General features: G+C 58.2%; 17 protein-coding genes and 2 pseudogenes. 5 read left to right on the top strand and 14 right to left on the bottom strand.

Translation table 11 applies throughout. The features are described 5' to 3' along the window. Positions 1 to 99 precede the first annotated feature (99 nt). The 7 genes and pseudogenes from QA645_RS32325 to QA645_RS32295 form a co-directional block, all read right to left on the bottom strand. Positions 100 to 1,476 carry an FAD/NAD(P)-binding protein gene (locus tag QA645_RS32325; RefSeq protein WP_283045323.1) on the bottom strand — a complete coding sequence of 459 codons (1,377 nt, stop codon included), beginning with the start codon at positions 1,474 to 1,476 and terminating at the stop codon, positions 100 to 102. Between the two features lie 160 nt (positions 1,477 to 1,636). Next, a complete protein-coding gene (locus QA645_RS32320) occupies positions 1,637 to 2,788 on the bottom strand; it encodes a sulfotransferase (protein ID WP_283045322.1) in 1,152 nt (383 codons plus the stop codon). 423 nt (positions 2,789 to 3,211) lie between these two features. Continuing rightward, positions 3,212 to 3,512, bottom strand: a pseudogene (locus QA645_RS32315) (transposase); the annotation flags it as partial. A 675-nt stretch (positions 3,513 to 4,187) separates the two neighbouring features. Next, a pseudogene (locus tag QA645_RS32310) lies at positions 4,188 to 5,394 on the bottom strand (IS5 family transposase). Positions 5,395 to 5,878: 484 nt separating this feature from the next. Then, positions 5,879 to 6,910 carry an integrase arm-type DNA-binding domain-containing protein gene (locus tag QA645_RS32305; protein ID WP_283045321.1) on the bottom strand — a complete coding sequence of 344 codons (1,032 nt, stop codon included), beginning with the start codon at positions 6,908 to 6,910 and terminating at the stop codon, positions 5,879 to 5,881. A 916-nt stretch (positions 6,911 to 7,826) separates the two neighbouring features. Next, a complete protein-coding gene (locus QA645_RS32300) occupies positions 7,827 to 8,147 on the bottom strand; it encodes a hypothetical protein (protein ID WP_283045320.1) in 321 nt (106 codons plus the stop codon). Positions 8,148 to 8,159: 12 nt separating this feature from the next. Then, entirely contained in the window at positions 8,160 to 8,774 is a 615-nt protein-coding gene (locus tag QA645_RS32295; protein ID WP_283045319.1) for a hypothetical protein, read from the bottom strand. 191 nt (positions 8,775 to 8,965) lie between these two features. On the opposite strand from QA645_RS32295, the gene QA645_RS32290 reads away from it, so the two are divergent. The 5 genes from QA645_RS32290 (at position 8,966) to QA645_RS32270 (ending at position 12,710) form a co-directional block, all read left to right on the top strand. After that, positions 8,966 to 9,454 (top strand): hypothetical protein, encoded by a 489-nt coding sequence (locus QA645_RS32290; protein WP_283045318.1) that lies wholly within the window; start codon positions 8,966 to 8,968, stop codon positions 9,452 to 9,454. A gap of 94 nt (positions 9,455 to 9,548) precedes the next feature. Next, on the top strand, positions 9,549 to 9,791 hold the full coding sequence (locus QA645_RS32285) for a hypothetical protein (protein WP_283045317.1): 243 nt from the start codon (positions 9,549 to 9,551) through the stop codon (positions 9,789 to 9,791). A gap of 78 nt (positions 9,792 to 9,869) precedes the next feature. Next, the gene (locus QA645_RS32280; RefSeq protein WP_283045316.1) at positions 9,870 to 10,235 is read left to right on the top strand and encodes an H-NS histone family protein; all 366 of its coding nucleotides are present in this window, start codon (positions 9,870 to 9,872) and stop codon (positions 10,233 to 10,235) included. Between the two features lie 695 nt (positions 10,236 to 10,930). Next, entirely contained in the window at positions 10,931 to 11,116 is a 186-nt protein-coding gene (locus QA645_RS32275; protein ID WP_283045315.1) for a hypothetical protein, read from the top strand. A 1,216-nt stretch (positions 11,117 to 12,332) separates the two neighbouring features. Next, positions 12,333 to 12,710 carry a hypothetical protein gene (locus QA645_RS32270; RefSeq protein ID WP_283045314.1) on the top strand — a complete coding sequence of 126 codons (378 nt, stop codon included), beginning with the start codon at positions 12,333 to 12,335 and terminating at the stop codon, positions 12,708 to 12,710. 178 nt (positions 12,711 to 12,888) lie between these two features. Here the strand turns inward: QA645_RS32270 and QA645_RS32265 are convergent, their stop codons facing one another. From QA645_RS32265 to QA645_RS32235, 7 genes are all read right to left on the bottom strand, one after another. Continuing rightward, complete coding sequence (locus QA645_RS32265) at positions 12,889 to 13,356, bottom strand: hypothetical protein (RefSeq protein WP_283045313.1); 468 nt, start codon at positions 13,354 to 13,356, stop codon at positions 12,889 to 12,891. A 939-nt stretch (positions 13,357 to 14,295) separates the two neighbouring features. Continuing rightward, positions 14,296 to 14,496 (bottom strand): hypothetical protein, encoded by a 201-nt coding sequence (locus QA645_RS32260; protein ID WP_283045312.1) that lies wholly within the window; start codon positions 14,494 to 14,496, stop codon positions 14,296 to 14,298. Between the two features lie 469 nt (positions 14,497 to 14,965). After that, positions 14,966 to 15,706 (bottom strand): SDR family oxidoreductase, encoded by a 741-nt coding sequence (locus QA645_RS32255; protein ID WP_283045311.1) that lies wholly within the window; start codon positions 15,704 to 15,706, stop codon positions 14,966 to 14,968. Between the two features lie 3 nt (positions 15,707 to 15,709). After that, the gene (locus QA645_RS32250) at positions 15,710 to 17,035 is read right to left on the bottom strand and encodes an FAD-binding oxidoreductase (RefSeq protein ID WP_283045310.1); all 1,326 of its coding nucleotides are present in this window, start codon (positions 17,033 to 17,035) and stop codon (positions 15,710 to 15,712) included. After that, positions 17,022 to 17,513: a hypothetical protein gene (locus QA645_RS32245; RefSeq protein WP_283045309.1), complete on the bottom strand. Its 492-nt coding sequence runs from the start codon at positions 17,511 to 17,513 to the stop codon at positions 17,022 to 17,024. The genes QA645_RS32250 and QA645_RS32245 overlap by 14 nt, the downstream gene beginning before the upstream one ends. 43 nt (positions 17,514 to 17,556) lie before the next feature. Next, on the bottom strand, positions 17,557 to 17,745 hold the full coding sequence (locus tag QA645_RS32240) for a hypothetical protein (protein WP_283045308.1): 189 nt from the start codon (positions 17,743 to 17,745) through the stop codon (positions 17,557 to 17,559). Positions 17,746 to 18,152: 407 nt separating this feature from the next. Further along, positions 18,153 to 18,446 carry a hypothetical protein gene (locus QA645_RS32235; RefSeq protein ID WP_283045307.1) on the bottom strand — a complete coding sequence of 98 codons (294 nt, stop codon included), beginning with the start codon at positions 18,444 to 18,446 and terminating at the stop codon, positions 18,153 to 18,155. Between the last annotated feature and the right edge of the window lie 111 nt (positions 18,447 to 18,557).

The following is an 18,557-nucleotide window of genomic DNA, read 5'->3' as shown; positions in this document are numbered from 1 at the left end:
ATTACAGCTTCATTCATGACGGCCCGCGGCTTCAATAGTTGATCCTTAGCGCGTCATCGCTGACATCCCCGGTGACGACGCTTCTCCACTCAGCGCCGGTTAGTACGGCGGGGAGACGATCGGGTTGCAGACGGCCGCGAGGCGCTGCGCCAGTTCGGCACACTGGGTGCGGATGTCGGGAATCGCCACGATCTCCCAGAAGGCGGCGCGGGTCAGTGGGCCCACAGCGAACAGCCGCCGTGAGGCAATGCCGTTCCAGTTGATCACGGCGCAATCATACGCGATGTCGATCCCGATCTGCAGGGCGTCCGCTCGTGCCAGGCCTTGCCCGAACAGGCTCTGGATCACGGGATTGTTGGTCGCGCGCGGGTCCTTCACAATGCCCGTGCAATCGACGATCAAGCCGACCTGGAGGCTCGCGGTATCCTGTTGGCCTCGCCGGCGATAGCGAACCAGCGCGCCAGCCGCATTCGGTTCGATGCCGGTGACCTTACCAGCCAAGAGGGAGAGGCGCCCCGAGGCGAGCACTTGGGTGAGGCACGCCTCGACCTCAGGCGCCGTACGATGGCGGTGGATATCCCACCAGGCACGTGCGTGCTCGAGGAAGCTACGCCTTGAGGGGAGCGGCAACTCGTGCCAGAGCCGTTGCGTATGGGGTCTGATGGCGTCGATCACGCTGCGCCAGTCGCCCCCTGCGGCCGTCTGCGCATCGACGCGGTCACGCAGCCATCGCAATAGCCGACTGGCACTTGCCCCGAAGGGGACGTCACTTTCGTCGATTCGAGTCGGATCCGTGCGGCGATGAGTTCTGGCCAGAAGGCCGCGTCGCGACATTGCGACAATCTGGCCCCGATGACCGCTTCGCAGCAACGACAAAAGGTAGTCGATCATCGTAAGCCCCGTGCCGAGGATCAGCACCGTCGTATCCCTGTCGACAGACGTGGACGGTGGTGCCCAAGGATCGGCATCGCAGGGGAATCTGGCAACCGGCCTCTCATTTCCGGTGGCGAGGATGACGACATCGCCAGTATGGGATGAGCCGTCGTCAAGTGTCACGACGGTGCCCGCAGCACCTTCAACGACGTCTACGCATTGGCCATGTACAATGTTTAGGCGAGGGGTTCCGCTTTCGGATGACGTAAAGGGTCTGGTTAGGCTTGCAAGATAATCGCCATAGGCTCGCCGCGGCACGAAACAATACGGATCAGGACACAGCGGCCCCTCTACGCGGTTCGAAAGCCAGCGCCAGAAATGCTCGGGGTCGTCCGGCAGTGCACTCATGTTCGCGGCGCGAACATTCAGGACATGTTCGGGATTGTTGGTGTGATAGGCTAGACCGCGGCCGATCTCGAGCCGTCGCTCGATCAGCGAGACGCGAAATCCGAACTCCGGATTTTGCAGAAGCTGATAGGCGAGCAACACGCCGCTCGCGCCGCCGCCGACGATGATCGCATGCCTAGTAGCGAAATCGTTCATGAGACTTCACCCCAAGATCCGAGCGAATGCTCATGCAGCCGCGCTCTTCGGCGGGGGCAGTATCGCACCAGCTCAACCGAGATCTGCTCAAGCCGCACAACTTCACCCGCAACGTTGGAAAGTCGTGTAGCGACTACGAATTGTGTTCAAGCCGTACATCTCAATCGGCTTTCGAAGCCGTCAACGCCTGCTCCAACTGCGCTGCCATGGAACTCATCAGCCGCAAATTCTCCTCCGTCTTCTCAGCTAAACGTTGCGCCTCGGAAGCTAAGGAGCTCTCTCCAGCTTGCCTAACAATGCCGTTGCGCTCGCGCGCGTGAGTGGAGACGCCGAACGACGCGCTTGACGTACCGACGCGCAGATCCCAGCAGGTTCGAAACAATTGACGATACGCCTCGGTTACTGCCGGACCCCGATCGACGATCCCGACTTGCTGTGCATATCGAAGTTCCTGCTCATAACCGAGCTCTATCAAGAGCTCGGTGCCGACCAGATTGGTCACCACCTGCATCTCTTCGATGCTCAATTCGGTTCGCCAAGCTTGGAGAGAGCGATCATCGATTGTCTTTTTCTCCAGGATCTTTCGGTCCCCAAAGGTACTGGACCGGAACTGATCGGTTTGCTCCATTGTGGCCGATGTCAAGTCTGCGGGATCGTAGCCTAATCCTGCGATGACGCGCCGGGTTTCCTCGTCGGGGCGCACCACCAGGAGTTCGTACTGCACCACTTGCGTCTGGCGGCGGCCACGTAACGCAGCGAGCGTCGGCAGGCCTAGAACGAGATCGGCGAGGCTAGATACGACAGCAGGCGTAGGCAAGTCCCGCGCCAGATCGGTAAGACAAGATGCGATGGCGGACGGGCAACCTGCGGACAGGAGCGGAATGCCCCACGTTGACTTCAGTGATGCGGCGATAGCGTACGGATTACGCATTATAAGAATTCTTGGCGCTTCCGGGTAAAGCGAATCCAAGAAATCGAGGACCATCCAATAGCGCGGAGTCTTGTCTATGAACGTGCGCTTGCCTGCGGCCGCCAAATATTGGCCGTAAGCCGCATCGGCAAGAGCTCGGCTAACGACAGTGCGGTCTATTCGGTCCAAGAACTCGGAGGTAGCGGCCCCAACCAGTGAACTTCCCGCTGGGTGACGATGGTCCACCGTGCCAAATGCCTCAAGTGCCAGCATCAGCCAGGGCTCAGGCGGCGACATGATATCCGGATGTCGCTGGAGCAAATACGCCAGCAGTGTCGTGCCGGAGCGCGGAAGGCCGAGAAGAAAGCCAACCGCTGGCGAATGGTTAAGATGCCGATTCATGGTTCCAAACCCTTATGCCTGCACAAGGTGATCGGCTGCTCGAAGAAAATAGCGGCAGCGCTGCTCACCTGGCACGTGACATGAAAACCACTTCACCTGCATCCTGTGTCCCGACAATGACGTTCGAACCATTTGGTCACGGAAGAATTTGACCGATCCCATGTGAAGTTGATGGCAGGCTCAATTTGTACGAAGATAGGTGGCCAATATGGAAAGGGTTGCGAATACTATACGTACGTTTATCGGGGCATGGTTGGTGCTACATAAGGGCACGTTCTCGCCACTTGGCGAACCGATTGAACCGCAGGTTTAAATGTCCTAACGCAGCAACAGGCGCCGCGCAGAGCCCGCCCATCGCATTCCTCGTGTGCAGCAGGCGATGGCTTAACACGCCAGGAGTTCCTTCATCCCGAATGCTTCCGGCAGATGGGCGACAGCTGTTCGCCTTCCCACGGGCGTCACGATTTCTTTGCCAGCAGGTCCTCCAGCGCCGCGTACTCCAGCATGGCGTCGGCCAGCAGCCGCCTCAACCGCATGTTCTCATCCTCCAGTTCTTCAACCGCTTGGCCTCGAAGACCTCCAACCCGCGGAACTTCGCCTTCCATTTGTAGATGCTAGCGTCGCTGACGCCGTGCTTGCGGCACAGATCGGCGACCGCAACGCCGGCCTCATGCTCCTTCAAAATTCCGATGATTTGCTCTTCCGAAAAGTGACTGCGCTTCATGCTCCGGTCCTCGTCTTGGGCCAGAACGGACTTCAAGCTGGATTGAGCCCGCCGGGCGAGATAACATGCCTTCCTTCCAGCGTGGGGGTCGGATTGATAGTCCGAGCATAGTTGAAGCCGTATCCTTTACGTTGAGTCAGCAGTACGGTTTGGGTCGCCGCCGAGGTCATAAGCCGTATTCTGGTAGATCGGCGCTGCCACAGCTTTGGTCATTGGATCGCGACGATATCCCGCGTGCAGAACAGCAGTTTCGTTGGAAAATGAGTGCCGCAACGCGGTCGCGATTGGAGGCGACGTGTCGGCACGACCTTCGCAAGTCTCTCGGGTTGACATCCGTCCCGCAGGCTCGGTCGGACCAGCCCGGAAATATGTGCGAAAAGCGCACACCAACGGCTCCATCCAACTGGATTGAAATTGCCCGACACAGTCAGTTTGAGAACTCCGGGTCGAAGGATGGAGCTTCGAGTAGACGGGAAAATAATGGGGTTCTGTGATAAGGCCGTCGCTTATCTTATGCCTGCGGCGCCTGACGTCAGTGCCCTCGTGACCCAACTCTCTAGCGCGTTTGTGGCTGCCTGAACGCCTGAACGATATGTGGGGGGAGTAGATCGCCATTCACCTGTGCGCCCGAGCGAGCGCTATTGGTCTCTCACGTCGAGCAGAAATGGTCGTCCGTTAGGAACCTTGATTGAGGGGCGAAGGGGCTGACAGGAGCGCTGAGAGTACCGCCCAAATGAGGGCCAAAAAGCTGCTCAGCCAGGCGAGGATGCGCCGGAAGTTGTAGCCGATGGCGGAGAGGACGGCGTTGGCGGCAGACCCGGCGTGGATTGCGCGTGTCATGGCCACGGTATCCCTTATCGACATAGGCGCGCTCGATCGCGCATCCGGTGAGCCTTTCGGTGCGATCGATGACGTCGCGCAGTGTGTGCCCATCGTAAGGATTATCCGGAAGGGTCTGGGCGTGCCGAACGAACTGACCACCGGGAGCGCGGGCGTTGGTGGTGACGATGGAGGTCTTTACGCCGAACTCGTAAGGCGTCGAAGCCTTGCCCTTACCGATGCACTCGACCTCCGGAGCGCGGAAGGAGTAGAGCTTGTAGCCGCGCTGGCGCTGCTGCTGCGAGCGGATCTGATCGGCACGCGTCAGCCAGATCGCGAAGGTCGATGCCAGCTCCGGTCGATCCACGATCTTGCGGCGGATATCGCGAACGATGCGACCGAGCCTGGTTCGCAACAGCCGCAGCTGCGTGCGATGGCGGTTGAACTGCTTGGCGTGGGCATAGCGCCCCGCCATCATCGCCGCGCACTTGGCGACACGCAGGTAGGATTGTCGCAGCTTCACCCCGTGCCGGGTCGCCAGGCGGTTCATGCCGCGGCTCGCTGCATGCAGCAGTTTGGCGTCGGTCGGGAAGCTGATGGCCTTGGGTTGCACCGTGGTGTCGACCGTGACCCGGACCAGGTCCTGGCCGCGCAAGGCGCCGACGTCGTGCGCCACCCGCAGGCTCTCCGCCAGCAGCAGCTCGAGCTTGTCGCCGGGCCGACTGTACCAGTGGCTCAGCCCGGAGCGCTCATGCGGGACGTGATGTTGGAAAAACTCCTCGCCGGTGAAGTACTGGAAGTACGGATCATGGACCCAGCGCTCGCACACGCCTTCATCCGACAGGCCGTAGATGTGCTTGAGCAACAACAGCCCGATCATGAAGCGGGTCTCGGTGCCCGGCCGGCCGTGCTCGCTGTAGAGCGGCGCGACCTGTTGATCGATCCATGACCAGTCGACCCGGCCGGCGAGCTGAACCAGCTCGTGCTTCAGATTGATGATCTGATCGAGCCGCGCCCGGAACAGATCGCCCGCACCAGTCGTCTTGCCTTGCTTCGGTCGCATCGTCACCCCCCGTGATGCGAACACACCATCACGCTTCGCCGATCGAGCGAGTCTCAAAAAGCATATCGCAAGGTTCTGCGGCCACAGACTGCAAAACCTTGCGATTCCAAAACTGCCTCCACGCCGAAAAGCGAATCCGGCTCAACGGCTTGCTTGTTCTTAACGGACGACTCTAGAAAGTATTTACATCAATATAGATGGCGCCCGGCTCCTGGCTTGCCTGCATATGCAGGTAGTATACCAAACGAAACTGCCGCTGCCCTTCACGGGGCAGCGGCAGTGAGGTTAATACCGTCATGCTACCATGCGCATGCTGAAGCGCAAGTGAGTCTGTGGTGGTGGCCGGAGTCGTTTAATAAAGAGAGGAAGGGGAGTCAAAAAAGGCGTGTCGTCACGACATCCTCTCGACTCGTACTTGTGTAGCCGCGCGCATTTCCGGTAGGTAAGTCCAAAGATCGTAGGTCTCTTCCATATCACTGCGAGATCAGACGTGGTTGACCAAGCGCTCGGCGATGTCGGGACGAACGCCCAGGCGGCCGAGGCGGCTGCGGAAGGTCCTGCGCAGGTCATGCAGCGTCCAAGGCGCGATGTTCGCGAGCGTATCCAACTCGCGTTTGCACTTGGACCAACCGTTGAACGGGCGCTCGATCGAGGTGCGCGAAGGAAAGAGAAAGGCGCTGTCGCGACGGTCGTCCGACTTGAGCTGCGCTGATATCAGTGCTGCCGCGATCGGTCCGACCGGGAAGGTGTGGTCCAGGTGGTTCTTGGTGAGCGTACCAGGCAGCGTGATTGTTTGCTGATTGTGGGAGTAGAACGTATCGAGGAGGGCCGCGATTTCGCCGCGGCGTTGACCGGTGAGGAGGACAAGCTTCACGATTGCGCCGAAGAGGTCGCCGACCTGGTCGGCGGCGAACGAAACGGCCCGCACCTCATCATCGTTCAACACACGTTTGCGGCGCTTTGCCTTGCCTTGCTTGAATGACTGGAGCGGATTGGCGGTGAGGTATTCTTGGTCGACTACCCAATTGAAGAACGTCTTGAGGTACACGGCTGCGTGCTTTTGCTGCGACGGCGTATCGCTGAGGCGTGCAAGCTTTGCGGATATATCCTGTTTGGTGATGTCAGCGAGCTTGGTGTCGCCGAAAGGGAAGTAACGGCGCAGCGCCCGTTCATACTCGTTGTATGTGCGCGGCCGGTTCTTGGTTTTCGCATCGGCCAAGTACAGCTCAAGCGCCTTCTTCCAAGAGATCGAATTTGGGCGATGCTTCCCAAGCGTTCGTTCGGCTAGGATCGCCTTGGCCTTCTCACGGGCCTTCGCCAGGCTGATGGCCGGATAGCGGCCGATCGCCTGACGTCGGCCGGAGCCCAAAAGGATGATGAAGGATTTTGCGCCGCCGCTGCTGATCCGGATACGGAAATGCTTCAGCGTGCCATCCCACAGCGTGGTCGTGCCACGCTCTGGCGGCTTCGCCGCTCTCAGCAAAACGTCGGTCAGTGGTGGATGCTGTTCTACCAATTTGGCACTCCGAGGACGCGTGCTGCAGGTTGCAGCAGCGGAGTGCTATGTAAACGAAACGATCGGCAGAACAAGGAGTTACACAAAGTGACGCATGCTATGTGGCGCTATGTGGCAGCAAAAAATCTGACTCTTAATCAGCGGGTCCCAGGCTCGAGCCCGGGTGCGGCCACGAAGGAAAGAGTCTTCTTCTTCAATAAGTGATGGGGGCGCTCGCCGAAAACAAAACGGTCTCGTGCGACGCTTTTGTGGTCGGACGTCCCACGGCCAGATTGCTGTACGACTTCTGTTTCTCTTCGCCCCAAGCGCTCACGCCGCCACACTAAGGACAAACAGCGGTCCGTCGTGTCGGTAGTTGCCTATGATTCCATCGCTGGGCCACCAACGCTCCCAGCGATATGGCGGACCTCAAAGCTCCGGCGTTTCATCCACAGAAGTTTGGTGGATGATGCTCAGCTCGGGAACGACGCTCGCTTTCCAGCCCTTGGCCTCGATGTAGGCCACCTCGTCGTCGGTCATTCTGACGAGGACTTTGCTTTGGAATCAAAGATGGAATCAAGCGGGCGGGCCGGAATAGAAAAATGCTTGTGTTGCAATGGATTATTGCGGGGTTCGATCCCTCCCGCCCCAGCCAGGTGCAACACCCTGAATTTCTTTCCAAATCAGCTTTGTTCTCTGTCGCGTTGTGAGCGCGTTTGGAAATTCGTTTGCCCCGGCATTTGGAAATTCTGTGCTGTTTTCGTTTCCCCGCCACCCGCATGCCATGTGGGTTGCACGTGGCCCGCCGCATGTTCTTCAACGTGTCATTGGCGGTGAGAAACGGGCAACGCGCATCAACTGCCGCAGTTGGGCAGCGCGTATCGACTTGCTTCCTTCGCGCGAGGAACAGCAGTCGGGGTGAGGCGCTTGGTGTTGCTTAAGAAGCGGTGTGACGGATATTGCCGTCACTGATCTGGTCTTGAGCTCCAGCTACGTCGCTATCCTGGTGCTCAACTTGCTTTTGCGCCAGGAGATGCGCATGCCGCTTGCGGGTCGCCGCTAAGGCGCGTTGCATCGTTTCCTTGGCGTAGCCTCGATAGGCTTGTGCTGTTTTGTGTCCCGACAGCGCGCGGCCCTGACCATCCGTTAGTTCGGCTTCTTCCAATTCGGTCATGCCGCCATGCCGGCAAGCATCGAGCGTGAACAGCTTGGACACGCCCTCGATCTTCTTGCGCATCTGCTGCACAACTTTTTCCATGCCAGGGTAAGATCAGACTTTTGCTGCTCCCTTAGATTCCCCGCGCTCGATCCGGCGCAAAATCATGGGAACGCCGATCTTGGGGAGATGGCCTAAGATGTCTTCTGCCTCGGCATAGAACTTGACGATTTCACCATCCTGCTTTTCTTCGAGAGGATGCCAAACCAGGGACTTGTTCTTGTGGTGCTCGATCCGCACCGCCTGTGGCCAGTTCTTGCTGCGGTAGTCTGGCCAGGTCAAAAACCCGGCCACGACATTCTCCGGCCGCTGCAGCCATTCAAAGCAGATAACCGCAACAGCGGCCGGCTCGGGCCGGCCGTGCTCGATGCAACCCCACGCAAACCGGTAGACCTCTTCTCGCGTGACCGCATGCTTCTTGGTCTTGGTCCGGGATTTGAGAGTAAAATCATCCCAGGGATTCGGGTGCTTCTTATCGAACAGGTCTGGGTGCAGGCGGCCCATGATGCGCCAAACCTTGCGGCACAGCCCGACGACCTTTTCGCCTTGTCGCAGCCTAAGACCGTTCGGCCCGTTGATGATCCTGTCGTAGATCTTGTCAGCTGCTCGGGGCGTCACTTCCCGGATCTGTCGCTCGCCGATACGCCATTCCGCGCCTGCAAGAAGCAACTCACCATCAACGTCTCGACGCCACGGCCCGGCATCACTGAGCCGCGCGACGTAGTTCGTCTTTTCAGTTTGATTATGCCGCCTTGGGAGAGAGCCAGATTTGGCGACGTGGTCGGTGATGCCCTCAGAATGGATGCATTAACGATTCCTCGCCCAGGTATGATCAACAACATGGAGTGGACCGAAGTTGATTGGGATTCCAAGCGCTGGACCATTCCGTCAGGGAAAATGAAAACCGGATGGGACCACGTCGTTCCGCTATCAAGGCAAGCCATCGTAATTTTGCGACGGGTCAGCAAATTACCGGGAATCGACGCTACGTCTTCGCTTGTGCCAATGACGCACCATTATCTAGGACGCTTTGTCAACGGTTGCGTGCACTTGGTATCGACACCAAGACTGAGCATTGTGCTCATGGCTTCCGCGCAACATTTTCAACGCTTTGCCACCATGAGGAGTTTGAGGAAACTAAGACGTGGGATGGCGATGTTATCGAGTTGCAACTAGCCCATCTTGAAAGCGACTCGGTGAAGGCAGTCTACAAACGGCACGGACCACTTGCGCTGATCGGTTCGCGCGCCAAGTTGATGCAGCATTGGGCTGACCGGGTCGATAGCTTCGCTGATCAGAGGATGGTCTCGGCCAACAGGCAGTCCTTGAAAGTTGCGCGACTTAGTTAAGTTGGAAAATCTCCTCTCTGGGCTGAATGCGAGGAGCCGTCTCCTCGAACGATCCAATCCATCGCAGACCAAAAGAGCCGGCGGAAACCAAAGGTTGTTCGAGATTGCAGGGTTCTCGCGTAACATCAAGGACATCGCGATCAAGATGCAGGGCGAAGGCTCCAAGCGCATGGTCGTGAAAAGCGGGGCCCTGGCACTCTCATCGCCAGCGATAGCCAGACGGTTGGCAACGTCACCGTCCCAGGTTGACTATCCGCCAACCGACCGAATTTTCGCGCTTTTGTTCGTGATTAATCCCTTGGGGTTAGTCCAGTTCGCCGTCGTGCGATTCTCTTGAGCCATTGACCGCTCCGCGAGACTCCGGAAATTTCTGAAATTCGAGCAGCCCGCTTGACCAGTTACTTGTGGTGTGAACATGAAACGCACCGATTTCGAATTAATGTCGATCGACGAGCTCTGGGCTCTTCACCTTGAAATAGACGTGGCTCTGACTCGCAAGATATCTGCGAAAAAACTTCAACTTGACCAGCGACTGCGACAACTGAAGCAGGGTGCATCTGAGGAAAAAAATGGACGAGAACCGCGGCCCTATCCACGAGTGCTCCCTAAGTACCGAAACCCCGACAAACCGTCGGAGACTTGGGCGGGCCGCGGTAAGCAGCCGCGGTGGGTGACTGCTCAACTCAAATCCGGGAAGAAGCTCGAGGATTTCCAGCTCCGACCATCGCCTCATCGGAAGGGGGCTGGCCGCGATGTCGGCCGAAGCCTAAGCCAGCATTGAAGGATCTTAACTTGGACGCGGAATTTAGAATCTGAGAGTTGACTTGGGGCAGCATCTATTTGCGCGCCTGTATCCTGGATACCCGGGGTTGGCCAATTGCAAAGCTGTCGCGAAGGGCACGATCAGTCCGCCCCAGGGCGATGCCGGCGCGCCGCACTGATCGATCAAAAGTGCAGGAACGCTGCAAGCAAAGTTCCGTCCCAAGGTTTCCATCGTACTTGGCGAACGACTGATGAGTTGCTCGATTGCTTAAGCCGCCTCATTGCACAGCATGACCCTCGGGACCTGCGTCACAGTTCGGACCTGCCGCCATCCGGTAATACATACGCGGATTTTGCAGGGACCGGTTTCCGCGCACTTGATTTTGCCGCTATAACCCCCAAGAGAACCGCTACCGAAATATCAAATATCTCACCTGTAAGGGCGGGTTCACGATTGTCGCCATGGCAAAAAATAACTCGATGACGATTTCGTCTGGAATTTTACTCGGTAGCCGAAGTCTTACGTGAACTGCAGTTTTTGTTGGCGCGACCGGGACAGACCCTTCGGGACAAGTCGCGCCTCGAACTAGGTTCCTTCTGTCAGGGGGGCGGCTGTCGAATTACATTAGGTTTGTTCGGATCTGGACCATGCGCGTACCGGAGTTCAACCCAAAGGGAAAAGAGCCGGTCGGGATCGGCGCAAGCTGAAGGCAGATGGACGACAAAGGCCGCCAACAAACCATGTCACCAACCCAGTTCATGTTGCATAGCATGGAGTACGGTCTCGATGCTTTGCGTGTAGCGACCATCGTTCCAGCGTTGATCGGCGCCGTACGCTACGACGGCGGCAAGGATTATTGCGAAGCCGATCTTGCCCATATCCTCGTCTCTTGCTCCTAGTCCAGTTCCTCTGGAAGCGTCATGTTCAGGTAGAGGACAATTCCCGTCCAGATCATTGCAGTCGCAACGGGCGCAAAAAGTGCGCATGCCAAGAGATGAGACATCACTGCTCCAAATGAACTTTTGCGGTCAAGATTGCTGCGCAAAAATGTCGTCTGATAAAATGTCGACGCTCGCAGAAGTTGCATAGAAAGTCTGCAGACTGGTTCCAACCCCACTGCCGCCATCGGGACAATTAGAAATGATTTAATATTTAATTTTCGGTATTCTTACAGCAGAACGCACCATTTTGAAAATGGATTCCGTCAAACTATCGGAGCTTGCCGTTCGAGGGTTGCATCTAGCGAACATCCACGGCTCGTTTTCCGGTCCGATGCTGCCGGCTGCTAGTCCATTTGCGGACTAGAGTGTCGGACTGCTTAGGCTAGCCAGTGTGAACGGCTAGACCTCATCCCCCGCGAGCTGATCTTGGTGCGATCCGCGGAGAGTTGATCGGAGGCGCAGTGCAGGAAGCATTTCAGACGCGCGGCGATCATTCGCCCCCTCTTTGGTCCAAACTGTTGGCTGGCAAGCGCGAAAGAAAGCGACGCCGGCCATCCAGTAACTCTTGCGCAGGAGTTGGATTAGGAGAGTGTCGGGAGAGGCTTGCAAAGATATGGGTATCACCGTCATCGGACGGCGAGGCGAAGGCCAAGGTACGGATAAGCTGACCAACAGGGTTGATATCCGCCCCAACTACTCCGGCAACTGCGCAAACGACTTTCCGGTCGTTCTGCTGGCTCGGCCCCGCTGCTTTTGAAAACGTTGTAAACGAGCATAGACCGACTGTCGTGTACGCCCTAAGAATTCTCCGACCTCGTCAGCCGTGGCTCCATCGCCAATGAGCCGAAGCAGCCGTACTTCTTCCTCGGGCAGCCAAGGCCGCGCCAACCCGCGATTGTTTGTCACTCGCGCCCCCGCTGCTCAAGCGCGCGGCGGCGCAGCTCGCCGCGGATTTTCAGGAATTCGGTTTGGCCGCTCGACCCGTGGTGGCGCCGGCAATCGGCCAGGCTCAGGCACCCGGTTATCGCGGACCATCCACGCCGCTAGCCGAGCGTAGCTGCGCCGAAGGGTCGGCACGAACCGAGCGGATGCGTCCTCGTGATCCATGCGGCAACACAATATCGTTGAACTATTGAGAAAGGATTGCCAGCTCTTCGCGGTCTAGTAACTGAACGTGAACGACACGATGTCAGCCCCCTTGGCGACCCCGCCCTATGATGCTGACGGAACCCTTGAGAGGCCGAAAGTTTCTGTTGAATGGCTGGGTGTTGAGCGGCGACTCCTCGCACGCAACGCGGTCGACCACACAGTGATGATCTTTCTCTTAGGCGGTGCAACAGTCACGCCCCGCGCAATGCAAAACTTCTCGATTTATGGCGCCGGCATTCTGCTAAAAGGTACTCCGACCACATCGACTGACCTCGATCTATCGTTCGACGAATTTCGAACGAGCTTTGCCTATCGTCTCGCATGGCATCGCGATACGTTCGCCGGGGCGCGGGGGGCGCGTTCCGCGATCACGACAGCCAAGACCGGCAACCTGGAGGGATAGTCCTGCGCGATGCCACGCGCGCTAAGGCGCTAGGCCCCGATCTGGATCGGGTCGCCGCGACGTCGCAGCAAATGGGCGCTTCCTAGCAGGTCTGCTATCAACGACAGAGTGACCACGTACTTTAGTAGCAGCAGTCCCCAAATTGTGCTGCCGTGCTCGAGGGGGCACGCGTTGGCCCTCAAATTTCGCAACCGGTTGAATTCAAAGCCTTGCGTAAACCACCAAACGCCTTGAGCCGACACGGCTCGGTATCGCCGCCGGCCTTTGAAGGTTGAACGATCGCAGTTCGCTTCATGGCGGCTGCCTTTGCCTCTGATTTGGGGTGCACAGCGGTGGTGACTTTCTTCGGAGAAGGCCGCTGACGAGAGACCGGCCTTGCCGGCTCCAAAGAACCCATGCCGATGTTTTCGGGCGGAGCAATGCGCTCGTCAACCGAAGCAAATTGTACTGGCCTCTCGCTGCTCAAAGCGGCGACTTCGAGGCGATCGGCCTTTGCCAACACGCCATGTGACTCTGAAATATCTTGGCTTGGCTTGGGGGGCGGGACGATCGCGATCGCGCTGCACGGTGGAGTTCTGAGCTCCATTGCTGACAACACTCCCATGCATAACGGGATAAGCAGGCCCAACAACATCATCCTCAGCATGATGCGCCTCTAAACTCAGTTTGTGCCGTCAGAGAACTCTCCGCTCCAATGACGCAGCTTCTCGGCGACGCCCGAATCATTTGTCGACAGGGTTAATGTCGGGGATGCCCCCAAAACGTACCGAGACTCCGGCTGCCGATGTCGGTTCGTGGGGCAGACAGTTTCCGGCGAGTGATCTGGACCTGGTTGGGTTCATGGCGCAGGATCTGTTCGTGACCCGTTGCGGTGCTGCGGTGATTGATCACGGTAGATCAATTGCCGCCAAACTTGGATGGATCATGTAGGCAGGAGGGGCGTCGTGATCGATTCGCAGACTTCCCGGGACAGGGTCGCTGCGATAGATGCGCCCAGCACCAGCGCCGCACCGTAGCCGAACCCCAGTCCGGCTGGCCTCTGAAATGGTCTTACTCCTTTAATGAATAACCGGGTTGATCGGAATAATCGGGTTACTAACAAGCGCACAACCGCTTGGGGTGGGCCCCTACATGGCAGGGCGGCGGCATACGCTCCAGACGTGCGGTGTGGCCCGTGGGGCGTTTGAGGGCTTGGTCGGCGCTGGGTGAAGCTCACTGCCAATAACACGCTTTCAGCCCTTCTGACGAAGGCAACGAAACCATTTTCCGCCTCTCACGAAATAAAGCGGAAGCATCCAGGGCGGATCGTAACGGGTAGTGTTAGCTAGGAGGCTGTTCCCATGGATGACTTCCAGCAGGATTGCGCTCACATCGCGAGCAGGCTTCTGCCAGAGCCAGCGAACGGTACGTCTGAAGACAGGGTCACTCGTAAGCGTTGGGCGCGCGGCCTTACCGCATTTTACGCCTGCGTTCTTCTGGCCGGTGCGGTCGCGATTGCGGTCACACAGAACGTAAACTCGCCAGAGCAGCACGCGTCGATTCAGGCTAGCGCGCGGTAAAGGACCGTAACGACCGGCTAGCAGCTTCAGTTCATCGCGAAACCGCTGCACGCCCAGCAATTCCGAGCAGATAACGTCGCCAAAAGCGTGATCGGATAGCTTGCGGCTCTCGCATTTGCCTCCTGCGCAAGCAAGATGTCGTCGGCATCATTCTTGGTGAATTCTGCCTTCAGGTCGACCTTCGGTTTTTCGAGCCGTTCCAGTCGATGCGCTTTCTTCTCTATCATGAGCTAATCGAGCGAAGTGAATCTTCGGGTGCATCGCAATCGCTTCCCAGAAATTTGCGGCTGACAAGCTTGCCTCTCGCCGTCACCGAGCCTGCGTGGAGCTAATAAATGAAACACAGCCGGTATCGTGGTGGAGAATAGCACAAGAACTTCGCAGGGGCCGGGAGGGCCGGACTGAGGTCGGCGGCTAGGTCGCGGCGACCAGTAGAAGGAAACATCCGGCCGGAGTGCAGCGTGAATGACTTCAGGCATGGGCGGCATTTGGCGAGGTACTTCACGGATCACCGCCTCTTCGGGGAGATGGAGTATCTTTCCTCGGTGGAGCCGGACCTAAGCTCCCTACAGTTGATAAGCGCTCGTTATTGACCTCACATGCTGGTTGCGATTTGAAGCTCTGCGAGCTGCAGGATGCAGGACTTTGCAATTTTTAGTGCTATTCGCCGGTTTGAGCGGTTGCGCCGCGCAAAAGTTAGAACTTCAACTTTTTGAACACCGCCTCGGGCAGCGTCTTGATGATCAGCATCACGAGACGCCATTTGCCGCTGACATAGACGACGTCGGCCTTCTTCTCGACGGCGTTGAGGATCGCATCGCCAACCACTGGTGCATCGACGGTGAGCGGGCCGATCAGCTTCATGCCTTCGGTCATCTTGGTGCGGACGAAGCCGGGCTTCACGGTGACGACGTGGACACCGCCTCGGCTGGCGCGGGCGCGCAGGCCGGACAGGAAGGCGGAGAAGCCGGCTTTCGCCGAGCCGTAGACATAGTTCGAGGCGCGGCCGCGATCGCCGGCGACCGACGACACGCCGACGATCGTGCCATTGCCGCGGCTTAAAAACTTTTCCGCGAACAGGCCGAGGATCAGCGACGGGCCCTCGTAGTTCGAGCGCATGATGGTGGTGGCGTGCGCGAGATCGCTCTCGGCGTTCGGCTGCACGCCCAGCAGGCCGATGATCGAGACGACGACATCGGGCAACGCCGGAAGGCCTGCGACAAAGCCATCGAATGAGGCGGTGTCGAGCACGTCGAACGTTCGCGTGCTCACTTCGATATTGTAGCGCGCGCGCAGATCGGCGGCGTCAGGCTCGAGCGCGGCGGCATCGCGGCCGGCGAGGCCGACATCGTAACCAGCCTTGGCAAAGGCGCGTGCCGCAGCGCGGCCGATATCGGAGGAGCCACCGAGCACCAGAACGGTCTTGCGTGACGTCACGGTTCAAACCTCATCGAACAGGCGTTGTGAAAGTTTCGAGCGGATGTTTTGGGCGGGATCGAGCGATTTGCGGATCGCGTTGAAGCGTGCCAGCGCGGGGTAACCGGCCTCGAACGTCGCACGCGACTGGCGCGCATCCTTGGCAAGATAAAGCCGCCCGCCAGCAGCGACGACGAGGCGGTCGATCTCGTCGAGGAAATTCAGGATGTCGCCCTTGACCGGGAAATCCAGCGCCAGCGTGTAACCGGGCAGCGGGAACGACAACAGACCGTCGCCATGGCCTAGCTTCTTCAGCACCGCGAGGAACGAGGCATCGCCGCGCTTCGCAACACGATCGAGGATATCACCGAGCACGGCGCGCGCACTGGCTTGGGGAATCACGCATTGATGCTGGAGGAAGCCGCGCCGCCCATAGATGCGATTCCAGTCGGCAATGCTGTCGAGCGGAAAGAAATACGGATAGAGCGAGACCACATGGTCGCCGCCGGCGCGCCTGGCGCCCATGCGGTAATAGAGCTCGTTGAAGGCGCGGATGCTGATGCGATTGAGCGTCATCGACGGCAGATCGATCGGCACCGCGAGCCCGGGATTTTTACCCACGGGAAAGCGATCGGCGCCCTCGGAGAGCTCGTCGGTGCGGGCGTGCTCGCCGAGATAGATCAGCGAACGGCCGAGATCGTTGCCGCGCGCCACGCAATCGATCCACGCCACCGAATAGGTCGCGGAGTCACCGGCCTCGAGCGCGCGCATCGCAGCGTCGAGATCGGACGCCGAAATCACGCGCTCGCGGATCCAGCCGGTCTCGACCGGGCGCAGTCGCATCGTGGCTTCGAGGATGATTCCGGTGAGGCCCATGCCGCCGACGGTCGCGAAGAAGGCATCGGAATTCTGCTCGCGCGAGATCTCGATGGTCTCACCCTGCCCGGTGCGGAGCAGGATGCTGTCGACATAGCGGCCGAAACCGCCCTCGCCATGATGGTTCTTGCCGTGCACGTCGGCAGCGATAGCGCCGCCAACCGAGACGAACCGCGTGCCCGGCACCACGAACGGCAGGAAGCCGCGCGGGCCAAAGGTATCGATCAGGTCGGACAGCAGCACGCCGGCTTCCAGGCGGATGCGGCCAGTTGCCGGATCGAACGACCTGACCCGGTCGAACCCGGTCATCCCGATCGTCCTGACGGCACCGATCGCGGCATCGCCATAGGCGCGGCCGTTGCCGCCCGCCACGGAACCGGTCACCACGGCTTCGCCCACGGCCTCGAACGACCGCGGCCGCAGCACTTCGCTATCGACGACCGGGAAGCGCCCCCAGCCGCTAACGAGGGTCATCGTTCAGCTCCGCCCGCGGGCCATCCCGCTCCGGAAACTGCCTACCGGTCAAAAGCTGATATTGCGTCGAAGCCCACTTTTCGAAAGTAAACGTCAAACAGAGCAGCGTGGCTGATAGATCTCGTCGAGGAAAGCTCCGCGAGCCGATAACCTCAGTACCCCCGAAACTAGGGGTTTTCCCTTTTGGAAACGGCGGCAAGCTGTTGAAATTGCTAGGGTACATCGTTAGTTTTTCAAAGGACCATTTGAATAATTTGGCAGATTTTAATTCCGCTGTTCTTGAGTTCTCTAAGACAAACGGCGCCAAAATCGGGGAAGGCCGTCCATTGGAAAGGGCGCTCTGGTTGGCATCCGTAGCCATGGCTAACCGTTGCGGCAAGCCGATCAGAACGAAAAAGCTCGCTCTTGGAGGTAGAGGTTCCTGGAGAGAGCGGGCCTTCAGATAGTTTTTGTGCAGGCTTACTTCTACGGTTTTCATGCAGCGGAACTCTCGGAGAGAGGTCAATCCCATAGCTGTTGAACTACGTCCATTCGATCGGCGGCGCATAGAGATTTCGGCGCTCGATTTCTCTGCGAAGGTCCGCAGCTTGTTGTTTGGCTGCTTCACCTAGGAAATGATATCGATCATTGCTGTTGTCGGCAGCGACTTGCTGCCTGATGTTCTCGTAAAGACGAAGAACGCTGATATCGCTTAACTTCTCAAATTTCATGGCGGCAAAAAACGTCTCGAGTAGTAGTCGGATGCAAATGCCAGGACTGTGTCAAGAGAAATAGTGGTGCCGGTTGAGAGGAATTGAGCCTCCGACCTCTGCCATACAGGGACGGAGCTCTACCACTGAGCTAAACCGGTTTTGAATATACTCAGTGAAACAGCTTGCGCGCGGTCTTGCTCTGAGCGGCGTTGTTTTCGAGTTGTCGCTGCATCTTAGTAATTTACACAAGGCGCTCCTAAATCACTTCAGCAGAAACTCAAATGGAAATCACGGCGGATGCGACTTAGTCACCGATTCATCGTATGTGAGTAAGGTTAGCAGGCATGTTCCTTCAGCTGGCGCAAGTTTGCGGTCTAGCGAGCTGGACCTCAGCCAAATTTACGGGTGCATCCGCTGGCTGAGCCTTAGCCGTCACTGCACGGAACGCCGAAGTTGTCGCAGGTCAAGGCGAAGGCTTCCTTCGCCTTTGCATCTTCAAAGCAAAAACGAGTACCGATAACTGCACGATCGGTCCACCAGCCTAACTTGCTGCCATTTGCGATGCGTGCGGCTTCCCCGCGCAGCAGATCCAACTGTCTTCCAGCCGCGCGGACGATTAGGCAATGGTCCTTGGACATTAGGTTAAGTCCTTTAAAATAAATATAGGCGATCAGTAGAAGAAAGGCCGGGTTAAATTGGAAAGTGAAATATTCAGCCAAGCCCGGTAAGAAATCCTACCATAATTCTCCAATGTATTTTAAATCCGCCTGCGTCGTAAAGTATTTAATCTCTTCGTCTGTCGGCGGGCGGATGAAGGAAGGTTAGTTGGC

This window comes from Bradyrhizobium sp. CIAT3101 (genome assembly GCF_029714945.1).
In the GTDB taxonomy this organism is placed as follows: Bacteria; Pseudomonadota; Alphaproteobacteria; order Rhizobiales; family Xanthobacteraceae; genus Bradyrhizobium.
The sequence above is the reverse complement of the archived record's forward strand: the minus strand, read 5'-3'. Positions and strand labels throughout refer to the sequence as shown.

Bases quoted from the DNA above. Each gene is read 5' to 3' on its own strand.
- QA645_RS32300 (WP_283045320.1), bottom strand. From the start codon at position 8,147: ATGGAAAAAGTTGTGCAGCAGATGCGCAAGAAGATCGAGGGCGTGTCC.
- QA645_RS32275 (WP_283045315.1), top strand. From the start codon at position 10,931: ATGGACGACAAAGGCCGCCAACAAACCATGTCACCAACCCAGTTCATG.
- QA645_RS32250 (WP_283045310.1), bottom strand. From the start codon at position 17,035: ATGACCCTCGTTAGCGGCTGGGGGCGCTTCCCGGTCGTCGATAGCGAA.
- QA645_RS32240 (WP_283045308.1), bottom strand. From the start codon at position 17,745: ATGAAATTTGAGAAGTTAAGCGATATCAGCGTTCTTCGTCTTTACGAG.
- QA645_RS32265 (WP_283045313.1), bottom strand. From the start codon at position 13,356: ATGCTGAGGATGATGTTGTTGGGCCTGCTTATCCCGTTATGCATGGGA.
- QA645_RS32245 (WP_283045309.1), bottom strand. From the start codon at position 17,513: ATGAAAACCGTAGAAGTAAGCCTGCACAAAAACTATCTGAAGGCCCGC.
- QA645_RS32320 (WP_283045322.1), bottom strand. From the start codon at position 2,788: ATGAATCGGCATCTTAACCATTCGCCAGCGGTTGGCTTTCTTCTCGGC.
- QA645_RS32280 (WP_283045316.1), top strand. From the start codon at position 9,870: ATGAAACGCACCGATTTCGAATTAATGTCGATCGACGAGCTCTGGGCT.
- QA645_RS32260 (WP_283045312.1), bottom strand. From the start codon at position 14,496: ATGATAGAGAAGAAAGCGCATCGACTGGAACGGCTCGAAAAACCGAAG.
- QA645_RS32325 (WP_283045323.1), bottom strand. From the start codon at position 1,476: ATGAACGATTTCGCTACTAGGCATGCGATCATCGTCGGCGGCGGCGCG.